This window comes from Nonlabens sp. MB-3u-79 (genome assembly GCF_002831625.1).
Taxonomy (GTDB): Bacteria; Bacteroidota; Bacteroidia; order Flavobacteriales; family Flavobacteriaceae; genus Nonlabens.
In genome coordinates, this window is record NZ_CP025116.1 from 2,776,111 (window position 1) to 2,799,810 (window position 23,700).

Sequence of the window (23,700 nt, forward strand, 5' to 3'; positions counted from 1 at the left end):
TAAAGAATCGAATTAGTCGATTACTCTAACATTAACGGCATTTAAACCTTTTTTTCCTTCTTTAAGTTCGAATTCAACTTTGTCACCTTCACGGATCTCGTCGATTAAACCTGTTACGTGTGCAAAATGTTCCTGACCTGATCCTTCTTCTGTAATAAATCCAAATCCTTTTGCGTCATTGAAAAATTTTACTGTACCTGTACTCATCTGTAATAATTTAAATTAATAATACTTCTTATTTAGTTTGAAAAGCCTCTACACAAGAGTATTCACCATGAAAAAGCTCGTTATAACCAGAAAAAATGATAAAAAATAAATAAGAAATCCTACTAAATTTTATGATCATAAACTCCAATCATTATGCAAAAGTAATCATTTTATTTCAATTAGAAATAAAACAACACTGAATTCCTATAAAACTTTATATAAAACGGTAAATAAATCTGTAAATGACTGTTAGTCTTAATTTTACAATGAATTGTTGCAAGGCTTTAAACTACGTAAACAATAAAAGCCATTTCACAACTGAAATGGCTTTTTATATATCTTTAAAATGAGGAACTATGCTTTCTGTAAATCTAAATCCTTTTTTGATTTGCGATATAAGAAGTTGTTGAAGATGTTGCGTTTTGCAAATCGATAACGATTATCTGCATTGATTAATTTCTTAAACAGCTTTACATCTACCCCAAAATACTCATAAGTAGAGCCATCCGTAAAAACCACCTCTAATACACGACCCTTATGATCAAAGTCTTGAATTCCTGTATTGGAAATAGTTTCTGTATACTCATCCATATTTGCTTCCTTCGTTTCTGGAGCAATACTTACTAGAAAGTGGTAACCATCTATGATTTCACGACTCATTACCTCAGCTTCTTCCTTTTTATTATCCCCTTCTTGGAATTTATCCGGATGCCATTCTTTTACCAAATTGCGGTAACTTTTCTTTAATTCTTTAAGATCGATGTCTTTCTCTACGTTGAACATCTTTTTGTACTGATTGATACGCTTCATGTGCTCCCTTTTTAAGGCGGCGCAAAAGTACATCATTTATAAGGGAACAAATGTTAAAATATGAAAGGCCTTATCAATAATTTATTAAGTAAGGATCCAGCTGATTTTCAGAAGGTTTTATCACAAAAGGAGTGAAACAATCCCCTGTGACACCAAATCACAAACGAGTGAAATTATCTAAGAAGCTACAGTTGTAATTATCGCTATGAAATGAGTAACTAGTGAAAAACCTAAGTCGTTCTCCCAGAGATACAGAATTGCTCTAGTTACTTATTTATAAGGAACACAAGAGGGTTCTAGCGATACTTTTGCTCCCCTTTACTTCCCTAATAACAGTACACGCAAAATCAAATACGTTTACTTAATCTAACCTCTAGCGACTCAGAACTAACTTACAAAATAGCCTTAAACGTTTTAAAAACTATAAAAATACCTTCAGGACAGATTTAAAAACAACCCACTTACACTTTAAAAACATTGATAATCTATCAAGATAAACATCAAGTATTCCTTAATTCTAAAGGAATAAATGTTAAACCCAACAGAATTATTTATTTAGCTAACCTACGTAAAGCCACCCATTGCTTGAGCATATTTCTGGAGTCGGCTGCTGGATAACCTAATACGGTCTGACCTTCTTTTACATCATTCAAGACACCACTTCCTGCCCCCACTGTGGCTCCAGAACCAATAGTTGTATGATCCTTGATACTTGCACTACCCCCTATGATTACGCCATCGCCTAAAGTTACTGATCCTGCCAGACCACTATGACCTGCCATGATACAAGATCTTCCCATAATACAATTGTGTGCTATTTGCACCAGATTATCGATCTTACAGCCATCTCCTATAATAGTAGAATTGAATTTGGCACGATCTACACAGGAGTTTGCTCCTATCTCTACACCATTTCCTATGACCACATTTCCTATATGCGGTATTTTAACCAGTCCACGACCATCATCGGCTGGGCGATACCCGAAACCGTCTGCACCTATACTCACATTATTGTGAAAAATACACTGTGCTCCTATTTGAGAGCGTTCTCGTATAACTGTTCCTGACCAAGCGATAGTTTGAGCCCCTATGGTAGTATCATCAAATACACTGACGTTATGATACAAAATAACTCCATCCCCTAAAACAACATTTTTACCTATGTAACAATGAGCGCCTATTTGAACACCATCCCCTATACGGGCTGTTTCATGAATAACCGCTGTAGGGTGGATCGCCGTATCAAAAACAGGTGCTGGTGGCTGAAAAGCTTCTAATAGCATCGCCATAGCAAGATCTGCATTTTTTACTTTTATAAAAGCGCGGTTACTACCCGGCTCTAAAACAATAGTATCATTGATAATCGCTACTGAAGCCTTAGAGTCTACCCAAAATTTTGCATACTTTTTATTACCAATAAATGTAAGATCAGTAGGAGAAGCATTTCTTATTTCTTCTACTCCAGTAATCGTATGTGTAGTGTTTCCGACCAATTCGCCTTGGAGAATATCGTTGATTTGTTGTACAGTAAATGAGTGCATAAATAAGGAAATTGTTAAGTGGTAAAACTACTATATCTCGAGTAACAAAAAAAACTGTTGTTCCCGAAGCATAAAAAAAGACCGTTTTACAAACGGTCTTTTTTAAGAATCAATAAATGAATTAGTCTTTTAAAGATTTCATGTCTATTACAAAACGGTATTTAACATCATTGTCCTGTACTTTTTTATACGCCTTATTGATCTCGTCGATATTGATCATTTCTACATCACAAACAATATTGTTTTCACCGCAAAAGTCCAACATCTCTTGTGTTTCTTTGATTCCGCCTATTAAGGATCCTGCTACTCTTTTCCTTCCTAAAATCAAGCTTCCACCGTGCATAGGCTCTAAAGGCTCAATAGCTCCTACCATACACATAGTAGAATCTCTTTTTAATAAACTTAAATAAGGATTGATATCGTGCTTTACAGGAACTGTATTCAAGATAAAATCAAAAGAACCTTGATGTTCTTTCATTTCCTCAGCGTTCTTTGAAATAAGCACCCCATTAGCTCCAAGTCTTTTTGCGTCTTCTGCTTTACTCGGAGAAGTGGTAATCATTATGGTTTCTGCTCCCATTGCTGCGGCAAATTTAATTCCCATATGACCTAATCCACCCAGACCTACGACACCTACTTTATCACCTTTTTTAATTTTCCAATGGTTTAAAGGAGAGAAAGTAGTGATTCCTGCACATAATAAGGGTGCAGCAGCTTTAGCATCTAAATTCTCAGGGATGGTTAAAACAAAGTCTTCTCTTACCGTAATACTGGTCGAGTAACCTCCAAAGGTATGATCACTTCCTGATCCACCTATGCGGTCTTTTCCATTATAAGTACCCGTCATTCCGTTTTCACAAAATTGCTCTAAATCATCTTGACAAGCACTGCAAGTCTGACAAGAGTCTACCATACAGCCTACCCCAACAAGATCTCCTTCTTTATAATTAGAGACTTTACCCCCTACTTCTAACACTTTTCCTATGATCTCATGTCCTGGAACGATAGGATATTTTGCATTTCCCCAATCGTTATTTTTTGCATGGATATCACTGTGACATACACCACAATAAAGAATATCAATTTTAACATCATTATCATTTAGATCGCGACGTGTTATAGTCATTTCTTTTAAATCGGCGTCTTTATTAATAGCACCGTAAGCTTTTATTTTTTGCATTCTTTTATTTTTGGGTTGTTGGTATATTTTATTAAGACCGTTTTTTTTCAAGCATTGATCATCTAGATAACCTTTTTTATCAGAAGTATAAAAAAGAGCGGCATCAGGTTCGTTCCATTTGGTATCTTTAGAGAATCGCTCTACAAGGTACTGATTTACAATAAATGGTCTTCCGAAAGCTACTAAATCTGCTTTTTCAGCGATCAGATCCTGTTCTGCTGTTTCTTTATAGTATCCAACGCTTAAGATGATCTAAAACAGCCATTGTTTATTTTTTATAAAAGTACTCATCTATAAAGCTTGTTGGGGTTAATTATGAGTTAAAGCAGTCTTATAGGTATCTAAAATTTTAATAATTCTCTCGCTTTCGCGAAAGCGGAACTTTCATCAACCTCTTTACTCCTATCTTTGTCTTTTAAAAATATTCTATGTCTTTGCATATTGTTCTCATCGAACCAGAAATTCACACCAATACAGGAAACATAGGCCGTCTAAGTCTGGCCACTGCTTCTCATTTACATTTGGTAAAACCCTTCGGATTTGAATTGACTGATAAACGTTTAAAAAGAGCTGGACTGGATTACTGGCAGCATATCGAACTTTCCATTTATGAAAACACCGAAGAATTCTTTGAGAAGAACAAGGGTAGAAAAATGGCTTTTTTGAGCAGTCATGGAACTAAAGACTATACAGAAATTCCTTATGAGGAGGATGGCATGCTGGTTTTTGGCAAAGAGTCCAAAGGTCTATCTAGCGATATCACAGATCGATTTAAAAATGATTTATACAAGATACCTCAATACAGTGAACACATACGCAGTATCAACTTAGCCAATGCTGTTGCTGTCATCACTTATGAAGGTTTGAGACAGTTGCGGTCATAAGAAAACCAGCTCTTTGAAGAGACTGGTTTTAAAAATGAATATGTGTTGATCAAACTAAAAGTGGTAGAGCTTGATGTCTTGATGAATGATGTGTTTGCTGCTTATCGGAAATACTGCAAAGCAGATGTAGTAGTCATTTAAAAACTATTGCAACTCTTTTATCTTGGTATGAAAAGGAAAACCCGCCAGCAGTCTTATTATTTTGTAATTCAACATCAAGCAACGCTAATGGTTCACGATGCTCAAGAGTCGATTTCAAATGAACAGGATTTAGAACGTTTAAAATTACAAATGGAAACTATAGACGCTTCATACAAAGAGTTGTCAAAGTCGTAAATAAGCACATTACATTTCGGTAACCCAGCCGTATTTACAAGCGTTTCCAAGTCTGTGTCCGATAGAAAAAGGCGACGTAACCGCGTACCATTAGTTGATTCGCATCTTTTTCATTAAGCCATATTTTACAGGTATATGTTTTTCCGTTTTCTGGATCTAAGATATCCCCGCCTTTGTAGACACCTCCTTTTTTTTCTAATCCTTGTATGATTTCCAATCCTAATATAGGGGCATTTTTAAATGCTCCATCGCAATTTTTACAAAGAGGATTTGCCGGCGCGTTCCTATCAAGAATCTGAGCAACTTTACCATAAATTTTTCCGTCTCTTTTATAAATCTCTACATGCGATTTCACAATTCCTGTTACATCATCAATAGTTTTCCAGGTACCTATGACTTCTTGAGAGCTCGCTTTTGCGAAAGCTAAAACCACTACTAAAAATGCAATTAAATATTTCATTTGGCATCAATTAAAAAGCCCATGCAAATGACATGGGCTTTATACTCTAATAAATTAAAGAATTATTGATTTAACATTCCTTCTTTAAGGTCTTCATCCACAGGGTCATTTCCGAGCCATATGCCGAATAATCCTCTTTTAAATTTTAGACCTTTTATCGTTCCAATATACTTAGCGTTTTTAGAAACTAAAGTTCCTTGTCCAGGCACATAAGCGATTTCAAAATGATCTCCTTCTACAATAGCTTCACTGAAGAAACTTATAAATTCATTGATTTCAGATTGTATAGCCTTGCGCTCCTTAGTCGTACAGCTATCACCAAATCCATCTTCTACTGATGACTTCATTTTTTCTTGAGTGACTACTTCATCAGTAATATCTAAAGTGATCGCCATGGCCTGATCGGCATCTACAAGTGTATTGCCGTCACTAGATTTTGTAGTCACATATAGAGCTCCTACGTAGAGATCAAACCAGAGCTTTTCTCTCAAACCTGCTCCATTCAATTCTAGTTTTTGTCCGGCAACGGTAAGATTTTTCTCTACAGTTACACCTTCAATGGTTTTTTGACCAGTTGCAGTATAGGTACCCAAAAGTGCCATAACGGCTAAAAGTAATTTTTTCATTTTTTTTGATTTTTTAAGTTTCTAAATATACTACACTGTTTCCAAATTCCGTGCCTTTAAAGCACGAAGCGATGCATTTAATTCAAATCCCAGCAATAATAGGTTAGCATTAAGCCATATGTAGACCATTAAAATAAGCAAAGCACCTATAGAACCATAAATCTCGTTATAGGAGGCAAAGTTATCAATATAGACTCCATAAAGATAAGAAAATAAGATGATTAATACGGTAGTTAACAACGCCCCTACCGATAAAAACCGAGTCGTTCTTCCCTCTTTAGTACCTGTGTAATACAAGGTACAAACAAACATAAACAACATGAATATTAAGGTGACATACCTGAAGAGTTTCAACCATGCTTCCATGGAATCTTGAGTCATAAAATCTCGTGCTCTAAGCGCTGCTATCCAGTATTCTACTACCCCTGCTAGAACTACCCCTAAAAAAAGAAAAACTACCAACATAACAGATACCGCTATGGCGACAAAATACTGTCTGAAAAAGCCACGATTCAATTCAGAATGGTAACTGCGTTCAAAACCATTGAATATAGCATTTATTCCATTAGCCATTAAAAATAATGAAGTGAAAAAAGCTATGGTTAAAAGTCCTGTGTTTTCTTGTAATGCAATTTCTGTAAATATATTATCAAAGGCTCCGGCAGCTTGTGCAGGCAATAAATCATTTACAAAAAGTAAGATTTCCTCTTGAAAATTATCAATTTGAATAAAAGGTATCAAGTTCAGGATAAAGAGAATAAACGGAAATATAGCCATGAAAAAGCTATAAGAGATGGAACTGGCTCGTGCAGAAAACGCTCCTTGAACAATTCCTACAGAATAAGTTTCCCATAAATCCCATACAGTCATTCCCTCAAAACCTGGTAACTTCCATTTGTCAATGAGAGCTACAAACCAAGAGATGACAGGTATGCGATCGACTGTTTTTTTAAATTTACTCATGTACGGCCTTAAGGCTTAAATCTAAATTATAAACGCTGTGCGTCAGTGCTCCACTTGAGATAAAATCTACACCACATTCAGCATATTTTCTTGCGGTGTCTAGCGTGATCCCACCACTGCTTTCCGTAAGACATTGATCCCCTATCAATGCCACGGCCTTTCTAGTATTTTCATAATTAAAATTATCAATTAGAATACGATAAACACCTTGATTGGTTAGTATTTCCTTGATTTCTTCTAAATCTCGAGCTTCCACAATTATTTTAAGGTCGCGATTGGTATCTTTTAAATATTGTTTTGTTTTTTGAATCGCTTTAGAAACGCCACCAGCAAAATCAATATGATTATCCTTCAGCATGATGACATCGTATAAACCAAATCGATGATTCACACCACCACCTATAACTACAGCCCATTTTTCGAGCATACGCATTCCTGGTGTGGTTTTTCTTGTATCTAGAATTTGGGTTTTAGTACCTTCTAACACATCGACAAAGTTTTTAGTTTTTGTAGCAATAGCACTCATACGCTGCATTGCGTTGAGTGCCAGACGCTCTGCTTTTAAAATAGATTGTGAAGAACCTGTGACATAGAATGCTTCGTCCCCATATTTTACAGGACTTCCATCTTCTATTCTCACATCGATCTGTAATGTGGGGTCTACTTCGTGAAATACCGCTTTCGCGAAAGCGACACCTGCTAAAATTCCATCGTCCTTAACAAGCAATCGCGCTTTACCAATGGCTGTATCAGGTATGCAAGACAAACTACTATGATCTCCATCACCTACGTCTTCTCGCAACGCATTTTTAATAATACGGGTGATTTCTTCCTGAGCCTCTTTAGAATTGTAATCCATTATATATCTTTTCTCCTCAAAAATACGGATTTCCTCTATTATGAAGAGAGAACGAAGCTTGCATTCTAAGTATTTATAAAGGCTTTTCTCACACCTATGAATACTACTCGCCGTCGAGCTAGGAATAATATGGTTTTTCTTGGAACTTGTACCTGATTGGAACGGCATGTAAATAGAATGACTGCTGTTGATATAAAAATTACGGGAGACCTAATGAAAAAAAGAGAACTAAAGCTGATTCGTCTTCCCTAAAAAGACGACCTGGAAGTTGTTGCCAAAATCACTATATGACATTACTAAGTGGTTCTACTCCCTGCTATACTTTGAGTTTTTTGAAGATGGAAATTGTAAATACCATAACTTTGCGACATGAAAATCACACTTCTAGCCGTTGGTAAAACAGACGATTCTCGTATGGAACAACTCACTCAAATGTATGTAGATCGCTTACAGCACTACATTAATTTTGAGTTAGAAATCATTCCTGATCTTAAGAAAACAAAGAATCTCAGTGAAGAACAGCAAAAAAATGAAGAAGGCAAACTCATTCTTAACAAGCTAGAAAAAAGTGATTTTATCACTTTACTCGACGAGAAAGGCAAGAAATACAGCAGCCTGCAGTTTGCAGAGTTGATCAATAAAAGAAGTGTTTCTGGATTAAAGCGATTGGTTTTTGTCATAGGTGGTCCCTATGGATTTTCTCCAGAGGTATATGCGAGGTCTAATTCTAAACTGTCTCTTAGCGACATGACTTTCTCTCATCAAATGGTACGCTTATTTGCTGTAGAACAAGTGTATAGGGCTTTTACCATATTGAAAAATGAACCCTATCATCATGAGTAGATTGGTATAAAGCTGGTCTTCCTTGTGCCTGTTCCATCATGTATCATGGCCTTTACATCTTGCGCAAATTGATCTCTATACCGTATTCTTATTTATTATCTCACCCAACGCCATAGAATCATTTCTCATATACCGTATTTCAAGCACCTCAGGAACGTTTCTGACTAGGCCTGATTTTATACATCATCACTCTTATCGATTAGATTCAAAAGCATCAAATTACCACATCTTTAAATTATCAAAACGGTATTTCGCTTTTTTTAAACTCTTTCCTTAATTTCTTGTAAAATGCACCAGTATCCACTTCTACCTAGCTTATTTTTGTACAACTTATATGAAAAACATTTCAACAAAAACGATTCAGGATTTAGAATTCGACGTAGTACTGGCTCAAGCAAGCGCATATTGTATTACCGAGGATGGAAAATCTGCTATCAACGCCTTAGAACCACTGACCACGAGGTTTTTAATAGATCGAGAATTAGCTTATACCAACGAGTACCTTTGGTCGTTTTCTAGCGAACATAGAATTCCTAATCACGGTTTTGACGTTATAGAAAAAGAGCTTCAGTTGCTGGGAATTGAAAACAGCACTTTAGATAAAGATAGCATCAGGAAACTAACGATATTACCACGTACCGTTAATGAACACATCAAGTTTTTTAAAAAACTACAAGAATATTTCCCTCAATTATTCAAACGACTCCAACATATCGTTTTCAATGAAATCATTCCTACTCAAGTAGATTTGGTTATGGACCGATTTGGGGAAATCAAAGATGATGCTTCTCCACATTTGAGAAACCTGAGACGTGAGATGAATGCGGTTAGAGGCCAGCTCAATGGTAGCTTTGGTCAAGCGCTAAGTCATTATGGACAATTGGATTATCTGGATGAGATTAAAGAAAGTGTGGTAGAAAACCGCCGTGTTCTTGCTGTAAAAGCCATGTACCGACGCAAGGTGAAAGGTAAAATGATGGGAAGCTCTAGAACAGGGAGCATTTCCTACATTGAACCAGAGCGCGTGTTGATACTTTCGCGAAAGCTCTCCGAATTAGAAATAGAAGAACTGGAGGAAATTCAGAGAATTCTTAAAGAATTAACCGATTTTCTACGTTCGTTTATTCCAGAGTTTAAAGAATACAGGGAATATCTTACTCATACAGATGTGATTGCTGCAAAAGCAAAATACGCTCGTAAGATCAATGGCTGCTTGCCTATGATGGTAGAACACCAAGAATTGGAATTGGTAGATGCCTACCATCCATTATTATGGGTCGCCAACAATGAACGAGGAGAAAAAACATACCCACAAACCATACGACTGGCTCCAGAAAACAGGATTATTGTTATTTCTGGACCTAACGCAGGTGGTAAATCCATCACCTTAAAAACGATCGGATTGCTTCAATTAATGATACAAACAGGAATGCTGATTCCCGTTCATGAAAAGAGCCGAATTTGTGTTTTTGATCATGTATTGACCGATATTGGGGATAATCAAAGTATTGATAATCATTTAAGTACCTATAGTTACCGATTGAAAAACATGCGTGGCTTTTTAAAAACAGCTAATGATAAGACCTTGTTTTTAATTGATGAATTTGGTACAGGATCTGACCCAGAATTAGGTGGAGCGCTAGCAGAAAGTATGCTGGAAGAACTCTACGAGCGCAAATCCTACGGTATCATTACCACGCATTATACCAATCTAAAGATGCTGGCAAACGAGTTTCCTGAAATGACTAATGCCAACATGTTGTTTGATTCTCGATCTCTAGAACCGATTTATCAATTGCAGTTAGGAGAAGCAGGTAGTTCTTTTACTTTTGAAGTAGCTCAAAAGAACGGCATCCCTTATTCTTTAATCAATAAGGCAAAGAAAAAGGTAGAACGAGGCAAAATACGTTTTGACAAGTCTATTGCCGCTTTACAGAAAGAACGCTCTAATTTGAGACGTAATAACGACAGCTTGCGCGATAAAGAAGTGAAAGCCACACAGCGAGCAACTAAGCTAGAAGATACCCAAGAACGCGTTCATCAAAAATTGCAAGATTTTCAAGAACTCTATGACGGTTACCAGCGATTTATACAGTTGGGTAAGAAATTTGATAGCCTAGCAACAAATTTTGAAAACAATAAAAAGAAAAAGTTGTTGCTTGATGAACTAATGAAGCTGGTCATCACAGAAAACGTAAAACGCCAACCCGTTAAAAAGAATGAAGCTCCTAAAGTTGTAAAACAACAAAAAGGAAAGCAAAAACAGGTGGAACAAGAGGTGATTCAAAAAGTTCAAGAAATTAGAACTGAAAAAATTAAAGCTAAAGTGTCTCTGGTTAAGGAAGAAGATAAAAAACCTCAGGTGGCTCTTAAAATAAATGACAAAGTGCGACTGGCCGATTCAAAATCGGTAGGTACTATTGATAGTATTGAAAAAGGGAAGGTGACTATTAACTATGGCTTTTTCACCACTATTGCTCCTATAGAACAATTAGAAAAAGTAGGGAAATAGGATAAAACACCTATACTTAGGCACAAGAATCAAAACGTGATAGAGACCTTTAAAAAACAAGTTGAATAGTAGTGTGTTTTTTCTGCATCTAAGATTTGTTATATTTTTGAGGAATTGATGAACCTTAAGATCTTATAGATTTAGAAGCTCGCAAATGCACTTTTATGAGTAACTTGTATATTTGAATATACCGCCATATAAATGAAACAAAGTCAGGACATAGTATTATTTGACGGTGTCTGCAATTTGTGCAATGCTGCGATTCTATTCATTATAAAGCGCGATAAAAACAACCGATTTAAATTTGCTCCATTGGAAAGTGATGCGGGTAAGGAGTTGCTCTCTAAGCATCACATTGATTCTTCTAAAATAGATTCTATCGTATTGATTAGTGGAGGTTCCGCTTTCGCGAAAGCGGGAGCTGCATTACGCATCTCAAAACACTTGACTGGATTGTGGCCACTACTCTACTCTTTGGTCATTATCCCTAGCTTTATCTCAGATGCTGTCTATGATTTTATAGCGAGGAACCGCTACAAATGGTTTGGTAAAAAAGAAAGCTGTATGATTCCTACACCAGAATTGAAATCTAAATTTTTATAACTCTTATACAGGAGTTAATAAATCTAAACAGTAGCTTTAAAACGCTTACATAGCCTTTCTACTCTACTTACTTTGTTTTCTTGTTTTGCCAGTAAAAGTATACACCAGTAAGCTCCGTAAAAAAACCAATAAGAATCATCCCTTTAGCACCTACCACATCTGTTAGGAACATGACTACCCCTGCCAAAACAATAATACTCCCTAAAGCGATCAAATAAATAGAACCTTTTTTATTCATGCTCCAAAAATAAAGCCTTCTCGATAATAACCGAGAAGGCTTTTATAAAAATATCTATAAATCGGTATTAGAAACTGAATCCGAGTTGAAAACTAAACCTTAGGCCTTCTTCTCCTTTAAAGAGATTAACCGTCGCGCCTATAGCCTCAGAACTGTTGACCCAAAAGCCTCCTCCAAAATTATTATGCCATTTATTACTGTCTTCATCATCTATCCACACACGTCCCACATCTACTCCGGCAAACACCCCCATTTGTAAGGGTACCACACCAGTTTTAAACTCCTTAAAACTATAGCGCACATCTGAAGTGAGAGCAAGAGCACTTCCACCAGAGAAACGTTGTGTGCGGTAACCTCTCAAACCATTATTCTGACCGAGTTGCGCACTTTGATAAAACTGATAGCTATTTCCTATGTTTACCGTAGCTTGAGTCATTGTTTTCAAGACTAAAGTTCTACTGCGATTCAAAGCATTATAAAACCCTAATTTTGGTTTTATATATCCAAAGGTATTTCCCAAGTCATCTTTATCAGCATTAATACCTGCGGTCAAATCAAAGATCATACCTCTGGTGGGGTTTAATGAATTGTCATAACTCTCATAATTATAGCCGGCGTTCAAGTCGACAAACCATTTGCGTTCAAAAAACTCAGGATCAGTAGTAGGGTCTGCAAATTGGGTTTCGAGAAACCTTCCATTGTCTTCTTCTACTTGAAAACTCTGTACCTCGATACCTCCTTGTAGGTTAGAACCGTATTCTCCTGTGTAACTAACACCTACTCCAGTAGAAAGCTCACTCAATCGTACTCGATTGAAGTCAAAACCCAAATCCTCGTCATTATTGATCGTTTCATTACCGAAGCCGAAGAAATTCTCTGCAAACGTAGGTCCAGAAAACCTTCCTTTAACAGTGAAATTCATCCCGTTAAAGACCCCGGCAAAAGTTCCATTATAGTTGATGTCATATCCTTGTGTAGCAAAGTAATAACCTGCTTTAATTTGATGTACCCTCGTATTTGGATTGCGGTTAAATCCATTCACAGTAAAGGTATTTTGGATGCCTATCTTAAAGCCGTCATCTGGATTAAAACCTAAGGCAGGTGTCAGTATATTTGAATTGGTAATGCTTTTTTTAGGATTGTAAAAGTTACTGTTGTAGCTGTCTGATAAACGCACTCGAGCCCCACCTTTATTTTTAAAGGTATTTTCTTTTGATTGATGATCGTAAATAGAAATGGAGTTTCCATTTTCAAGATCATAAATATCATTATTCTGCCCCCCTATGATTCTGACTTTAATACGGTTTTTACCTGTTCCAATCGCTTCTATAACATCATCATCATCTAGCGCATATACCCATATTTCTTTAGTATCTTCTTTCAGAAACAATCGATCCACTACTACATCTGCTTTTTTACCCTCTTTATTTCTATAAATTGTTACTCGAGTTTTTCCATCTGCCACCCGATCTATGACTACATAATCGTCTTTATCAGTTCCAGTTATTATGGCGAGATCAGAGAGGTAATCGTAATAACGTTCGGCAATTTGAACCAGATTAGAACGACGTATTTTCATGTTCTTAATGATCTTTTGGGTGGTGGTATCTGGATATATTTCGGCAGGTAATTCTTTAAATGCCGCCTCAATAACTTCATCAGATAAATGATCTTTTATGAATTGAGCTTGCGAGATCCACATATCTCTATCTGCTTCTTGAGCAAGCGTGCGGTCTAAATAGGTTGCTGCAGTATTGAACCATTTTACATTATCCAACGCTGCATCGTAAGTAGCAAATTGCTTGGTTAAACCTATCATGGTTCTCAAGGTGGCAAACAAAGCTCCGTCAAAATTAGAATAGACTTGATCTCTATCTCTAGGTATAGGCTTAAAAAGGCTGCTCCCATCTTCTTTTTTAAACTGTGCCCACCTCCATTGATCTTGGTGACGGTCCCAATCTCCTAATAACATATCCAACATACGCGCTCGAACAAAGGCTTCTTGATCAATCTTATATTTTTCATCCTCGCGTGTTTTCTCAAACATATCGGCAGTGCTTTCTATATCATCTGGTTTTCCAAAGCTTTCTAAATCATTATGATGTTCTTCAGGACGTTCTACCAATAGGTACAATTCGTCTCCATAATCCTTGTTATAGTTTCCTAACGCCTTCTGTTTAGGTACATAATAAACTTCTGGATTGGTATGATAAACACCTATAGCATCACTTAATTTAGGTAAAGTAAGCGCTGCATATGGATGCGCTGCGGTATAAAAGTCAAATAATAAATCTTCGGCAGCAGTATCTTCAAAGGAAGCCGCAACAGTATTTTCTTTAAATACCGTAGTTTGTAAAAATTGTACGGCACTTTTCTTTAAAGCTCGTAAATTGTACTCTTTGCCGTTTTTATCTACTAATCTTAAAGAACGTGTTTGGTGACCACCACCAGCTCGTTCTACTCGTAAGCCACCTTTTATAGAGTCTAATACCGCTACTTTGGCATTGATTTCTGTCCCATAAAGATTTCTGTATTTGGTCCCCCAAACGGATGTATACAAGGCGCTTTTCTCTATTCTTTCTGATTGGTATATGCTCGCTTTCGCGAAAGCGGGAAATGCATCAGGCAAGGTCTCCAAATCAAATTCTTCAGGAGTTTCTATAGCTTTATAGGTAAACAATAATTTTTCCTTTCCATCTTCAAAGCCGTAATAACGCACCCAACTGCAGCCGTCTTTCATCACGTCTAATCGAGCAAAACCTTTACCTCCATAGGAAAACAAACCGTCGTTACTCAATGTAGCATAACTTTGTTTAGATCCCGAACCGGAAACAATCTGACGTATGCCTTCATTAACAATATACTGCAAGGTGTGCTCGTGACCACTGGCAAAAATGATTCTAGGTGCTGCAGATGCGCGAGCAAGAGTAGCGATTCTATCTGACATTTCTTGGTAACGCTTGTTCTGTTTATCTTGAGCACTCACCCCACCACTAGTTCTTATTTGAGTCGCTAAAGACCCTAAAACAGGAATTGGAATCGCCGATTGCGACGGATATAAGTGCTTGATCGCCGCATACTGCCCACCGTGAACACCATTGGTAAACAATGGATGGTGAAGGGCAAAAACGATGGTTTTATCTTGATTTTTCTTAAATTCTCCTTCTATTTCTAAGAAAAATTGATCTCTAGTTTTGATCTGCTCGCAATCGTCATTAATAGTCGGGTGCTTATCCCATTGGGCTAAGTACCACTGACTGTCTATAATGATTAATTGAATTTGCTTGCTGATATCAATACTTTTTATAGGACAGCCCTCTTTAGGTTCCCAGATGTTTTTATTATCCAGTTCTTTTTCAATGTATTTTTTTTCTCGTTCTACATTTTTAAGCCCTTCATTATACCAATCGTGATTCCCTGGAATAAAAACAGTAGTTCCTTGGAATGATTTGGCCACCTCAATTTGTGCGTCCAGATGATTTTCTGCAATAGGCCTGAATTCCGATTCCTTTTTTGGCATTCCAATAGGATAGATATTATCTCCTAAAAAAATAAGGTGGTCTTTATCTGTAGTTTGCGACTTTAAGTAGTTTTCCAGAGCAAGTAACCCATCGCTTTTACCTCCTATGGGAGATATCCCTGCATCACCTATCAAGTAAAAAGATTTTTCAATTTCTAGGTCGGCAGGAAAGCTTTGCTGCACCTTTTCTTTATACTGTGCCTTAAAACTGGCACATCCGGTAAGAATTATTGCTGTAAGTAATAAAAGAATGTTATTTTGCTTTGTAAGTCTTTTAATCATATTAATTTTAGCTGAAACATTTGTAATGAGTGATATTTTAAAAATTACTGACAATTTTGTATTGAATTTGTTAAAAAACCAACTCGAAGATAAGTATGTATATCACAATTATACACATACCAAACGGGTTGTTAAAAGTACACAGGAATTAATCGACAATTCTGAAATCAGTGTTAAAGAGCAAAATGCATTGCTTTTAGCAGCGTGGCTGCACGATACAGGTTATATTCATGGTGCTGAAAATCATGAAGAAGAAAGTGCTAAGATTGCCGAATTGTTTTTAACAGAACAAAAAGAGGAGCAAGAACAAATTGATTTGGTAAAAAAACTCATTCTCGCTACAAAGTTTGATGACGTTCCCAAATGCCCACTAGAAGAAATGATTAGAGACGCAGATGCTTCTCACTTTGCAAAAGATTATTATCAAGAAACTAGCGAATTGCTCAAACAAGAGATGAAATTGAGGGGTTGTGAATACAGCAACAAAGAATGGCGTAAGGAAAACATCAAAGTCTTCACAGAGAAGCACCGTTACTATACCGCTTATGCTATAAAAAACTGGAATACTTCAAAAAACAATAACTTACTAAAGCTTATCAAAGCAAAAAAGAAAAAGAAAAAGAAGTTTGATAGAGAAAAGGTAAAAGTTGATCTTAAAAATCAAAGTCCAGAAAGAGCGATTCAGACTCTTTTTAGAACAACCCTGCGCAATCACATCAAGTTAAGTGACATTGCAGACACCAAAGCCAACATATTGTTATCTGTAAACGCGATCATTATCTCTCTTGCCTTAGCAAATTTAATTCCTAAGTTAGAACAAGTAAGCAACAGGCATTTGCTTTGGCCTACCTTGATCTTAGTGTTGTTTTCTGTAGCAAGTATAGTTCTGTCTATCATGTCCACAAGACCTAATATAACTAGTGGTGAGTTTACAGATGAACAAGTTCAAAATAGAGACGTGAATTTATTGTTCTTTGGCAACTTTCATAAAGTACCTTTTCAGAGGTATCAAAAAGCACTGATGAGCTTGATCGACGATAAAGAAGAAATTTATGAATCGTTGATAAAAGACCTTTGGTCCTTAGGTGTGGTGTTAAATAGAAAATACACTTTATTACGTTGGACCTACACTATATTTATGATAGGAATCATCGGTTCTGTCTTGGCCTTTATCATAGCCTTTAGCACTATCGATTATGCGAGTATTACTTAGGTTAGCGCTGCAAATGCAGTTCCTTAACCAAGTCATCATAAGTCAAGGTCCCTCTTGCTAGGTCTATATCATACAACACATTAACTCGTAGCGCTTTAAGACCTACCACCCCTTGCACATCTTCTAATTCTAGGTGTTCCACTTGATTTCCCAACAGGTTGTTGTACTGAAGGAAGTTGATGTATCTCATGTATTCCCGTTCGGTTTCTTTATTGGTGTAAATGATAGCAATTTTACCTTTTTGGGTAATGCGTTCTTCAGTACCCTTGATATTAGCCTTATCAATCCTTTTTTTAATCACCTCATAACGAGCGTTATAAGTACCGTCTACGTCAAATCGTTTTTCATCGATACGATAACTGATACTTAAGGTGTTGTCAAAAACAAGAATCATACTAGCTGCATCAATGACAGAAGGCAAGTTATCTTGAATAGAATAAAATTGGTTTTCCATCGCAATCATGGTTTGCAATTGCCACAATCTTAAATTGTAAAGATAGACTACATTAAATTCCTGCTCTGCCGAGATACTGCTTCCTAAATATATATTATGTTCTACTCCATCTGTTTTAAATCGTTCAAAGAAATGCGGGAAAATTTCTTGCGCTTCCATTTGTTTTCTATCGATACAATTGGACAGAGATTCATTGATAGCTTGGACCGTATTATCGTAAGCATTTCTAATTTGATAAATCACACCGCTAGTTTCATCGATTTGCGATTGATACTCCTCAACTAATCCAGCTATTTTGGGAGAAAGCTTCACCAAATGTTTTATCACAGGGTTGATCTCATCCTTTAATAACTTAATAATATCCCGTTCTGAATTTGCATCGATACTACCCTCTTCTAGTTTTTTTCTATACTCAGAAACACGATAAGAAATCTGATCGTAAATAGGTAATTGTTCGTATTGTTTTGCGGAAGCAAATATTTCCCCTATTTGATCCATTTGATTGATCAAATCTTGTTTGATGGCCTGATTACGAGCATCACTACTCCCTACAATATCAATTTGACCGTACAAAGGATAAACATCCTTAAACCCAACATCTTTAAATGGTTCATTTTTAGAATTTCGAGACCTCGCTTTTAAAATACGTCGTGCTTCTCGTTCAAATTTCCATTGAACACTGGAATGAATAGAGGTACATTCGGTCTGTATTAAGGCTTTTATACTGTTCTCGTATTCTTGCACCGTTCTTACCAATGCTGCTTTAATGTAACCTGCAACACTTTCAATTTTTAATACATTAAAACTGTTAAGCGCAAATTTTTTCTTGCTGACAATTTCAAGCACCCCAATTAATTTTTTAGATTTTGTGATCGGATAAAAAATAGCACTGTGAATATCGTTTTTTAAAAGATTATCAGTGAGGTATGTGTTTTTAATTTTTGATGCATAATCTGCTACATCAGTAATTACCAATGGCTCAAAGTCCTTAATTAAATGTTGGTAACTATCAGCACACAGGGCAGTGTCACATTTTTGTTCCACATTACTTCCTAACAAAAAACTTTCTGAATCACTATAAATCATGGATTCAAAATTTCTTTCATATTGATCAAAAGAAGTAAACCCTACTCTTAGATTATCAAGATTAAAAATCTTTCTAAAAATTATTTTGATTTTATCAGTTTGGTCTTTTGTGGATTGAGCACTGTCCAGTAATAAGGTTTTTAAATCTGAAATCGCAGCATCCATAGTAACGTCCGTGAAGGTTACAATAATAAAGCCATTGTAAGTATAACTTTCATTTAGAAAATAGCTTTTCCATAACTGCTCGTCATCAGGAGCTCGTAAGAGCTTTTTAATATCTTCTTGAGATAATTTATAGGCTGCACTATTCAACTCTATATCTATGAAATCTGCATTATAAGTCACTCGGTAGGTTCTTTCAGAACCCTTGCTATCAGGAATGTTTACAAGAATAGGCCTGCTTAGATCTATAGATTTATGATAGTATTTATTTAAAATGATCCCACAAGACATCCTAAAGATATCAAAAGACTCGAATGCCATAATATCCAGATAAAAATCTTCTCCTGCATCTTTTAGCAGGTTGTTAAGACGCTCTGTTTTATTGAATAAAATATTAGAGAAGGGTACCGTTGCAGCCTTTATTTCATTAAGCGTTAGCGCTGCGGGAAAAAGATCTGATAATAAAACGCTTATAGATTCTTTATGCAAAGAGATTTCATCCTCTTTAATACCGTGGATAAGCTCCTCATGATCATCTACATATCTCAATACAGAAGAAATGTATAGTTTCTTAAAATTACTATCTTCTTTCTCTAGCCTTGCCACGTATTGATCCACCACTTTTTTAAAAGTAAGGTTGACTATCATATGATCACGACTGCTATTATTTCCCATGTTTCAAAGATACTTGTTCTAATGAATGCAATGAAATTACTAATATAATTTTTGATTTCTTTAACCTGATTAAGGTATAAGTCAATTATTTTAGCTTAAAATCTTAATAATGAAGTATCTGATTGTCTTTTTAACCTTTATAGCTGTAAATCAATGTAATGAAAAAAGCAAAGAGACACATTTTATAGACGGTGATGCACCTGGAGTGACAAATGGTATGCGTGTTTATCTTAATGATCTGGATGAAAACGGGCGAACTATTGTTATAGATACCAGTATTGTGATGGAAGAAAAATTCTTTTTTGATAAAAAAGAAGAATTGAACAATGAAGAAATAAGATTTTTAACATTAGACGGTAGTCAAGGTAATTTTATATTATTGATTGAAAATGATCCTTTAAAAGTGAGAATTAAAAAAGACTCTCTTTTTGATAGTGATGTTGTAGGAAGTAAATCCAACGAAGATTTAAAAATATTTAAAAAACGTCAATCTACCTATGCCACTAACTCTAGAAAATACCGTGATGAAAGAGCTGCTGCTGTCAGAAGCGGTGATCAGGCTTTTGCAACAACCATTACTAATCAATGGTCTACTGCAGAGAAGGATTTCAAGGCTTATGCTATACAAATGGTAACTAGTCATCGTTCTAGCGTTATAGCTCCTATGATACTGGGAGAATTATTGAACAGCAAAATGCTGGATGAGAAAGTTTCTAGGAGCATCTATAATAATTTTGATCCACAGGTACAAGAATCTGTAATGGCAAAAAGAATAGATGCCTATCTCAAAAAGGCAGAGTCTGTTGCCATAGGAGCTGAAGCTCCAGATTTTGAGGGAGCTAGTCCCGATGGTAAAGTGATAAGACTAAATGAAGTGCTAGGAAAAGTTACTCTGATAGACTTTTGGGCCTCTTGGTGTGGACCATGCCGAAGAGAAAATCCAAATGTGGTGAGCGCTTACAACAAATACCATGATAAAGGTTTTAACATCCTGAGTGTTTCTTTAGACCGTAATGGCGCTGAAAAAGCATGGAAAGATGCTATCATAAAAGATAAAATGAACTGGAATCATGTTTCTAGGTTACAATATTTTGGACCACTTGCAAAGCTTTATAATGTAAATGCTATTCCAGCTACCTTTTTATTAGATGAGAACGGTATTATTATCGCAACAAACTTGCGTGGACAAGAGTTGCACCGCAAACTTGAAGAGTTACTAGGGGAATCTTAGTGCTATTAATTCCTTAAAAACTTCAGTAGTATAAACAGTACTATTATGGTGACAGTTAAGGTCACCACAGTTATGGTATTGGTGTAAATCAAATCAAAATCATACATTAAAGTTACCAAAATACCAGCCACTGCGCCACCAAAATGGGCATCATGACCTATGTTATCATTAAGTTTCTTGATGCCGTAAAAAGAGTAGATCAAATAGCCTATCCCAAAAACAAAACCTGGAATACCAAAATAGATTCTCATGGAAGGATCTAATAAAATAGCACTGTAAATAATTCCTGAAACAGCTCCACTTGCTCCTAAAGCGCTGTAATGGTATTCGCTTTTATGAAAAAGGTAGCTTAAAAAGTTAGCTGCTAATAAGCTGACCAAGTAAATAATAAGATAACTAACAGTCCCTATCTTACTTACAACTACATGAGAAAAAAAGAACAGTGTCAGCATATTAAAGAATAAATGTCGCTGATCTGCATGAAGAAAACCGCTGGTAAAAAAACGCCATTGTTCACCGCGTTGAATTCCGGCTATATTAAAAAGGTATTTACTTTTAAACGCATAATCTTTAAATCCTTTAAAGCTTATAATCAAGTTGGCCACTATAATAACTATAGTGACAATATCTAGTTGGTACATGAATGAATTTATAACTGACAAGATAGTATATTTGCTTAAAATTGGTACATGAAGGCAGTCGCTTTTTATCTTATATATCCTATTCTTTGGATCATTTCACGTTTACCTTTTCCTATTGTTTATTTGATAAGTGATTTCTTTTATTTTATTACTTATTACATTCTCGGTTATCGCAAAGAGGTGATTAAAAGCAATATAAGAATTGCTTTCCCCAAAAAAAACGAAAAAGAAATTACGCGATTAGCTAAGAAAAGTACCCAACACTTTTGTGATATTTTTATCGAGATGATTAAGTCGATGGGGATGAGCAAGAAGTCGATGAAAAAAAGATTCATTTGTACGAATCCTGAAATGGTGAACGTTTTAGCAAAAGCTAAAAAGCCCCTCATCGTGATGTTCGGTCACCAGGCAAGTTATGAATGGACTATGGTCCTCGATGACGTTTTGGACTATAAAGTCTACGCTATCTATAAGCCTTTGAAAAACAAAAGGTTGAATGATTTAATCGTCAACATTAGAAAGAAATTCAATAGTGAACTGGTCGCTATGAGAGAAGCCACCGCCGTCATGAATAAATCTGTCCAAACTGAAGCTGCTTTATTTGCACTAGTAGCAGATCAGTCTCCTAAGGCTGGACGTGCTCAGTATTTTACCAACTTTTTTAATGTACCTAGTGCTGTCTTTAAAGGTGCAGAACGTATTGCCAAAGAGCACCATACAGCAGTTTTTTTTCTTAGAATCACTAAGGTAAAACGAGGCTATTACGAGACAGAATTTGTCAACATTACATCAAATGGTGGAGAAACAAAGGACTGGGAAATAACAGACACCTTCTTCCAACTGCTTGAAGAGCAAATCATCAAACAGCCAGAATATTATTTATGGTCTCATAAACGGTGGAAGTCTACTTTAGAAAACACTAAGCGTGCTGTTGAGCTATCTCCTCGAGTTCAGCAATAAAACGATCAGCTAGAGCATCTGCTATTTCTTGTGTTGGAGCCTCGGTATAGATACGTATAATAGGTTCTGTATTGGATTTTCTCATGTGCACCCATTGATCGGCAAAATCAATTTTAACACCATCTATACTGGTTACTTCTTCAGATTTGTATTTAGCATGAATATCCTCAAGAATTGCATCTACTGGCATTCCTTTGACCAGCTGAACTTTTTTCTTACTCATAAAGTATGAAGGGTAACTGGCTCTCAACTCGCTTACTTTCATTTTCTTTTCAGTAAGTAAAGAAAGAAACATAGCTACACCTACTAATGCATCTCTACCGTAATGGGATTCAGGATATATAATACCTCCATTTCCTTCTCCTCCTATCACTGCGTTTTTTTCTTTCATTTTTTGCACCACATTGACCTCTCCTACTGCAGCGGCAAAGTAAGTGCCTCCGTGTTTTTCAGTCACATCACGTAAAGCTCTTGAAGAGGAAAGGTTAGAAACCGTATTCCCTTTTTTGTGACCCAAAATGTAATCTGCACAGGCGACTAAGGTATATTCTTCTCCAAACATTTCTCCTGTTTCATCGACAAATGCCAGTCGATCCACATCTGGATCTACGGTAATCCCAAAATGTGCCTGGTGTTTTTTAACTGCTTCACATAAATCTCCTAAGTGCTCTTTAAGTGGTTCTGGATTATGTGGAAAATGACCTGTAGGATCGCAGTACAACTCTACTACTTCTACTCCTAATGCTTTACATAAAGCTGGAATAGCAATACCTCCGGTGCTGTTTACACCATCTACAACCACCTTAAAACCAGCCGCTTTTATAGCGTCTATTTGAGTAACTTCCATATCCAGTACCATCTGAATATGCTGGTCTATATAATCTTCTATGATTTGTACAGTTCCTAAATCATCCACTTCAGCATAATGAAAATCTTCTTTATCAGCGCTGTCCAAAATCTTTTGCCCTTCTACCCCGTCTAAGAATTCTCCCTTGTTATTGAGTAATTTCAAAGCATTCCATTGCTTAGGGTTATGACTAGCCGTAAGAATGATGCCACCATCTGCCTGTTCATTGGGAACCGCAAGTTCTACAGTAGGAGTTGTACTCAGTCCTAAATCTACGATATGACACCCCATACCTATTAAAGTATTTTGCACTAAGGATTGTATCATGGAACCGCTTATCCTTGCATCTCTTCCTATCACAACCTTAGGAGCCATTTTGCCAGAGTTTTCTTTGATCCAAAGGGCATAGGCGCTGGCAAATTTAACCGCATCTAATGGCGTTAAATTATCGCCTGGTGCACCACCTATGGTTCCGCGTATTCCTGAAATAGATTTTATAAGAGTCATAAATTATTGGTTTACATTTGCCACAAAAGTAGTCTTTCTAAAAAATATTTACCCATTACG

General features: G+C 36.2%; 21 protein-coding genes. 8 read left to right on the forward strand and 13 right to left on the reverse strand.

Annotated elements, in window-relative coordinates; all coding sequences use genetic code 11:
* Positions 1–12 precede the first annotated feature (12 nt).
* The 4 genes from CW736_RS12285 to CW736_RS12300 all read right to left on the reverse strand — a co-directional run bounded on the left by CW736_RS12285 (position 13) and on the right by CW736_RS12300 (position 3,738).
* On the reverse strand, positions 13–207 hold the full coding sequence (locus CW736_RS12285) for a cold-shock protein (RefSeq protein ID WP_015363839.1): 195 nt from the start codon (positions 205–207) through the stop codon (positions 13–15).
* Between the two features lie 354 nt (positions 208–561).
* A complete protein-coding gene (locus CW736_RS12290) occupies positions 562–1,017 on the reverse strand; it encodes a KTSC domain-containing protein (protein WP_101014509.1) in 456 nt (151 codons plus the stop codon).
* A 551-nt stretch (positions 1,018–1,568) separates the two neighbouring features.
* Positions 1,569–2,558 (reverse strand): UDP-3-O-(3-hydroxymyristoyl)glucosamine N-acyltransferase, encoded by a 990-nt coding sequence (lpxD, locus tag CW736_RS12295; protein WP_101014512.1) that lies wholly within the window; start codon positions 2,556–2,558, stop codon positions 1,569–1,571.
* Positions 2,559–2,679: 121 nt separating this feature from the next.
* On the reverse strand, positions 2,680–3,738 hold the full coding sequence (locus CW736_RS12300; protein WP_101014515.1) for an NAD(P)-dependent alcohol dehydrogenase: 1,059 nt from the start codon (positions 3,736–3,738) through the stop codon (positions 2,680–2,682).
* Between the two features lie 428 nt (positions 3,739–4,166).
* Here CW736_RS12300 and CW736_RS12305 point away from each other — a divergent pair, with 428 nt between their 5' ends.
* Positions 4,167–4,622 carry a tRNA (cytidine(34)-2'-O)-methyltransferase gene (locus tag CW736_RS12305; RefSeq protein ID WP_101014519.1) on the forward strand — a complete coding sequence of 152 codons (456 nt, stop codon included), beginning with the start codon at positions 4,167–4,169 and terminating at the stop codon, positions 4,620–4,622.
* 168 nt (positions 4,623–4,790) lie between these two features.
* Positions 4,791–4,958 (forward strand): hypothetical protein, encoded by a 168-nt coding sequence (locus tag CW736_RS14155; RefSeq protein ID WP_157810961.1) that lies wholly within the window; start codon positions 4,791–4,793, stop codon positions 4,956–4,958.
* 34 nt (positions 4,959–4,992) lie between these two features.
* On the opposite strand, the gene CW736_RS12310 is transcribed toward CW736_RS14155, so the two are convergent.
* The 4 genes from CW736_RS12310 to nadC form a co-directional block, all read right to left on the reverse strand.
* Positions 4,993–5,418 (reverse strand): DUF2147 domain-containing protein, encoded by a 426-nt coding sequence (locus CW736_RS12310; RefSeq protein WP_101014521.1) that lies wholly within the window; start codon positions 5,416–5,418, stop codon positions 4,993–4,995.
* Positions 5,419–5,480: 62 nt separating this feature from the next.
* Complete coding sequence (locus CW736_RS12315) at positions 5,481–6,044, reverse strand: chalcone isomerase family protein (protein ID WP_101014523.1); 564 nt, start codon at positions 6,042–6,044, stop codon at positions 5,481–5,483.
* Between the two features lie 30 nt (positions 6,045–6,074).
* Positions 6,075–7,007, reverse strand: coding sequence for a YihY/virulence factor BrkB family protein (locus CW736_RS12320; protein ID WP_101014525.1), 933 nt, complete (start codon positions 7,005–7,007; stop codon positions 6,075–6,077).
* Positions 7,000–7,866: a carboxylating nicotinate-nucleotide diphosphorylase gene (gene nadC / locus CW736_RS12325; RefSeq protein WP_101014527.1), complete on the reverse strand. Its 867-nt coding sequence runs from the start codon at positions 7,864–7,866 to the stop codon at positions 7,000–7,002. Before nadC ends, CW736_RS12320 begins: the two co-directional genes overlap by 8 nt.
* Positions 7,867–8,235: 369 nt before the next feature.
* Here nadC and rlmH point away from each other — a divergent pair, with 369 nt between their 5' ends.
* From rlmH to CW736_RS12340, 3 genes are all read left to right on the forward strand, one after another.
* On the forward strand, positions 8,236–8,709 hold the full coding sequence (rlmH, locus tag CW736_RS12330) for a 23S rRNA (pseudouridine(1915)-N(3))-methyltransferase RlmH (protein ID WP_101014529.1): 474 nt from the start codon (positions 8,236–8,238) through the stop codon (positions 8,707–8,709).
* Between the two features lie 334 nt (positions 8,710–9,043).
* On the forward strand, positions 9,044–11,221 hold the full coding sequence (locus CW736_RS12335; protein WP_101014531.1) for an endonuclease MutS2: 2,178 nt from the start codon (positions 9,044–9,046) through the stop codon (positions 11,219–11,221).
* Positions 11,222–11,422: 201 nt separating this feature from the next.
* Positions 11,423–11,824, forward strand: a complete 402-nt coding sequence (locus tag CW736_RS12340) for a thiol-disulfide oxidoreductase DCC family protein (protein ID WP_101014534.1) — start codon at positions 11,423–11,425, stop codon at positions 11,822–11,824.
* A gap of 67 nt (positions 11,825–11,891) precedes the next feature.
* On the opposite strand, the gene CW736_RS14160 is transcribed toward CW736_RS12340, so the two are convergent.
* Entirely contained in the window at positions 11,892–12,062 is a 171-nt protein-coding gene (locus tag CW736_RS14160) for a hypothetical protein (RefSeq protein WP_157810962.1), read from the reverse strand.
* 67 nt (positions 12,063–12,129) lie between these two features.
* Positions 12,130–15,864 (reverse strand): metallophosphoesterase, encoded by a 3,735-nt coding sequence (locus CW736_RS12345; RefSeq protein ID WP_101014536.1) that lies wholly within the window; start codon positions 15,862–15,864, stop codon positions 12,130–12,132.
* A gap of 25 nt (positions 15,865–15,889) precedes the next feature.
* Between CW736_RS12345 and CW736_RS12350 the strand changes: the two genes are divergently transcribed.
* Positions 15,890–17,077, forward strand: a complete 1,188-nt coding sequence (locus tag CW736_RS12350; protein WP_101015135.1) for a Pycsar system effector family protein — start codon at positions 15,890–15,892, stop codon at positions 17,075–17,077.
* A gap of 1 nt (position 17,078) precedes the next feature.
* Here the strand turns inward: CW736_RS12350 and CW736_RS12355 are convergent, their stop codons facing one another.
* Positions 17,079–19,454 (reverse strand): GAF domain-containing protein, encoded by a 2,376-nt coding sequence (locus tag CW736_RS12355; protein ID WP_101014537.1) that lies wholly within the window; start codon positions 19,452–19,454, stop codon positions 17,079–17,081.
* A 109-nt stretch (positions 19,455–19,563) separates the two neighbouring features.
* Between CW736_RS12355 and CW736_RS12360 the strand changes: the two genes are divergently transcribed.
* On the forward strand, positions 19,564–20,685 hold the full coding sequence (locus CW736_RS12360) for a TlpA disulfide reductase family protein (protein ID WP_101014539.1): 1,122 nt from the start codon (positions 19,564–19,566) through the stop codon (positions 20,683–20,685).
* A 5-nt stretch (positions 20,686–20,690) separates the two neighbouring features.
* Here CW736_RS12360 and CW736_RS12365 read toward each other — a convergent pair whose 3' ends face one another.
* The gene (locus CW736_RS12365; RefSeq protein ID WP_101014542.1) at positions 20,691–21,326 is read right to left on the reverse strand and encodes a rhomboid family intramembrane serine protease; all 636 of its coding nucleotides are present in this window, start codon (positions 21,324–21,326) and stop codon (positions 20,691–20,693) included.
* 48 nt (positions 21,327–21,374) lie between these two features.
* Between CW736_RS12365 and CW736_RS12370 the strand changes: the two genes are divergently transcribed.
* Positions 21,375–22,286, forward strand: coding sequence for a lysophospholipid acyltransferase family protein (locus CW736_RS12370; protein ID WP_101014544.1), 912 nt, complete (start codon positions 21,375–21,377; stop codon positions 22,284–22,286).
* On the opposite strand, the gene glmM is transcribed toward CW736_RS12370, so the two are convergent.
* On the reverse strand, positions 22,246–23,640 hold the full coding sequence (gene glmM / locus CW736_RS12375) for a phosphoglucosamine mutase (protein WP_101014546.1): 1,395 nt from the start codon (positions 23,638–23,640) through the stop codon (positions 22,246–22,248). The genes CW736_RS12370 and glmM overlap by 41 nt on opposite strands.
* Positions 23,641–23,700 lie beyond the last annotated feature (60 nt).